Source organism: Vibrio sp. 1731 (genome assembly GCF_033339955.1).
GTDB classification, from domain to species: domain Bacteria; phylum Pseudomonadota; class Gammaproteobacteria; order Enterobacterales; family Vibrionaceae; genus Vibrio; species Vibrio alginolyticus.
The window spans coordinates 1-3374 of the sequence record NZ_JAWOVO010000057.1 but is presented as its reverse complement, the minus strand read 5'-3'; the positions used below and the strand labels follow the sequence as shown (position 1 = coordinate 3374).

At 41.6% G+C, this 3374-nt stretch carries 3 protein-coding genes and 1 pseudogene; 3 read left to right on the top strand and 1 reads right to left on the bottom strand.

What is annotated here, in order from left to right; genetic code table 11:
- Window positions 1-317: pseudogene (locus R7035_RS25015) on the top strand (hypothetical protein); the annotation flags it as partial.
- A 57-nt stretch (window positions 318-374) separates the two neighbouring features.
- Here R7035_RS25015 and R7035_RS25010 read toward each other — a convergent pair.
- A complete protein-coding gene (locus tag R7035_RS25010; protein ID WP_012615284.1) occupies window positions 375-1265 on the bottom strand; it encodes a replication initiation protein in 891 nt (296 codons plus the stop codon).
- Window positions 1266-1899: 634 nt separating this feature from the next.
- Between R7035_RS25010 and R7035_RS25005 the strand changes: the two genes are divergently transcribed.
- Together R7035_RS25005 and dfrA31 are read left to right on the top strand one after the other, a co-directional pair.
- Window positions 1900-2556, top strand: coding sequence for a quinolone resistance pentapeptide repeat protein QnrVC5 (locus tag R7035_RS25005; protein ID WP_000361705.1), 657 nt, complete (start codon window positions 1900-1902; stop codon window positions 2554-2556).
- Window positions 2557-2717: 161 nt separating this feature from the next.
- Entirely contained in the window at window positions 2718-3191 is a 474-nt protein-coding gene (dfrA31, locus tag R7035_RS25000; protein WP_000703246.1) for a trimethoprim-resistant dihydrofolate reductase DfrA31, read from the top strand.
- Window positions 3192-3374 lie beyond the last annotated feature (183 nt).

Genomic DNA, 3374 nt, shown 5'->3' with positions numbered 1-3374 from the left:
AAGTTGAGAAGGATATCGTAAACAAACACGCCAAAGAAGCGAAACGACTCAACAAGAAAGAAAACGAGATCTACGCTATCAAGCAGCAAACAGAGAACAAGGAAGTGGCGTTACAAAAGCAAATAAGAATAGTCAATCACGCACACCGTCGACAAAACCAACAGACACAGAGTAAGTTAGGTCAAAGAGATCGACTGAGCGCAGAGAAGAAAATAATGGCAGAGTTCTTAGATGAAATAGACTGGAAGTTCACGGATGGAACAAAAATCACGTATACCGCTCTAGCAAGATTAGCAAAGAAACATAGAGGCCATTAATCAGATAACAACCCTAAAAAGGGCTGTTATCTGATATAGCTTGTTTAGTGCCACACATTACAATTTGCCAGTCGACTTCCAACGGAAGTAAGTTCTTCGACTGATACCAAGCTCAACCCAAGGTTCGTTAAGGCTAGGTCTACCTCCACCTTTTGAAACTTTTCCACCCTTAGCACCTTTCTTAGCGTGCCATTGGCTTTTCTTTTCTGGCGTGAATTCTCGATACGTCCAGTTAGCGATCGACTTCGCTATCGCTTTCACTTCTGACACGGGCAAAGGAACATTGAACTGGCTATTCGTACTTTCTACTTTGTCGTAGACGGCTGCATTCCACTTTCTTTTGTAGTTAGGCGCCCAGTATTCCCGAATCGCTCTATATGCCCACTGACGAGTGTTATCGAACAACTCACAGTTACGGCCAAGACCAGACGTTTCGCTACCACGTAACGGGTGGCCTTTCAGATCGAGGTATTCCGCCAGTTCATCGAGTGTGTACTCGTACTCTGTCCAAAACTCATTTTGCCAATGTGGGTGCAGTGGATTTTTCGTCAGTAGTCCTGCGAATCCACGATCCGCTTTCAGACGCTCAATCATCGCGGATTCAATCGCAGCTGCGTAGCGAATAGGTTCACTATGCGCGATATCAGACGTACAGAATGGAACTTTCAAGCGATACGCAATGTGTGCGTGTGCGTTCTCTGGGTTCTTTGAAGTCCAATATGGTGTGGGAAGATCGTTGTCGTACCAAGCCAACACACCGCCTTGTCGATCAATATCAAAGACAAGGTAAGTGACCAACTTCGGTTGGTTCACTTGCAGATATTTTTTCTTAATCGCTGTACTTTTTGGGCGTATGTAAGTGACACCGAGTTCATCGGTGCAATACGGCTTATGAGGAAGCGTCTCGATTAGATCGAGTTGAAATGCGTTTGATTGTTTAGCTTTCACACATAACTGCACTTATGGCGGTTACGTGTGGATTGTCTTTGTCTTTCCATGTGTTAAAATTACCTTAAGCTTTAGCCCTGATAACTCTCCATTCCGCCAAGTTTGAATGAGTTTCGGGGCTTTGTTTTATCTAGAGTTAATCTTACTCCTCAATACCTTACTTCGCAATTTCCCTTCGCTTTTCTTGCTTTCAGGCACAAAAAAGGCCGCTATAGCGACCTTTCGAGAATCATTGTTCTACCGAAACACTGCACTTCGCACAAAGTGACATTACGTTAAATCCCACTCTTCACATTAAGCGACATGTTACCACCTAACATGCCGAATTTATCTTTAAGTCTTTGAATTTATGTTGACCATGAAAGATTAAATGAGCTTAGATCTGAGTAGAAATACGGCTTTTCGCCGTATAGAAAGCGTTATGTGTTTTTCTTGCAAGCGCCATGATTAATCAAAACTTTTTTCTAGCCATGCGGCATGGGTGAATTAAAAAACGGTGCCTTAGAGCGTCAATTTGGCGCCTTATTTTTGCGATTTTAAGTGGTTGTAAGTTGCTGTTTTTAAGGTGTTTATTTTTCTTGAGAACTGGTTGGTAAATGTTAGTCTTCGACTCAAATAGAAAGAGGGCTAGAAAATGGATAAAACAGACCAGTTATATGTACAAGCAGACTTTTCACATCAAGACATGAGTGGTCAGTATTTTAAAAATTGCAAATTTTTCTGCTGTTCCTTTAAACGAGCGAACCTCCGCGATACACAATTTGTAGATTGTTCTTTCATTGAACGAGGTGAATTAGAGGGGTGTGATTTTTCTTACTCGGATCTTAGAGATGCATCTTTTAAAAACTGCAGTCTTTCAATGTCGTATTTCAAAGGTGCAAATTGTTTTGGTATCGAGTTCAGAGAATGCGATTTAAAGGGTGCCAATTTTTCTCAAGCTAGCTTCATGAATCAGGTATCGAACAGAATGTATTTTTGTTCAGCTTATATAACAGGTTGTAATCTTTCATACGCCAACTTTGAAAGGCAGTGTATCGAAAAGTGTGATTTGTTTGAGAATAGATGGATTGGCGCAAATCTGAGTGGTGCATCATTTAAAGAGTCTGATTTAAGTCGGGGAGTATTTTCTGAAGGGTGTTGGAGCCAGTGTAGGTTGCAAGGTTGTGATTTGAGCCACTCGGAGTTGTATGGTTTAGACCCTCGGAAAGTTGACCTTACAGGTGTAAAAATCTGTTCGTGGCAGCAAGAACAACTTTTAGAGCAATTAGGTTTAATAGTAGTACCTGACTAAATTTGATGGTTTGAACACACACATAACAAACGCCTCAAGAGGGACTGTCAACGCGTGGCGTTTCCAGTCCCATTGAGCCGCGGTGGTTATGGTTGTTGTGATTGAGTTTGGTGGCATGCGTTGCCAGCCCCTTAGGCGGGCGTTAGCCCTCAGGAGGAAAAATGAAAATATCCATTATGGCAGCAGTTTCTGAGAATGGAGTAATTGGCTCTGGATTGGATATACCTTGGCATGTACAAGGTGAGCAGCTCCTGTTCAAAGCTATGACTTACAATCATTGGCTTTTAGTCGGTCGTAAAACTTTCGACTCAATGGGTAAACTTCCCAATAGGAAATATGCTGTGGTTACTCGCTCAGAAATGGTCTCGAATGATCCAGATGTTATTTATTTCACCAGCATTGAATCGGCATTATCTTACTTAGACAATACGACAACACATGTCTTTGTTTCTGGTGGTGGTGAAATTTACAAAGCATTAATCGAACAAGCAGATGTTATCCATCTTTCAGTGATTCATAAGCACATCTCTGGCGACGTGTTTTTCCCTTCAGTTCCACAGAGTTTCAAACAAACATTTGAGCAAAGTTTCAGTTCAAATATTGATTACACGTACCAAATTTGGGCAAAGGGCTAACAAACTGTTTAAGAGGGATTCACAACGCGTGGCATTTTTACTATGCGTTGGTTTTAGTGGTTAAGGCGGTATGCGGAAGCTTCGGTATTGCGTTGCTCACCCCTTAACAGGGCGTTAGAGCACTCCTAGTAAAGTAACATAGAGTTAACAAAATAATGTTAGATAAATTAGTTGGTAAGGTTA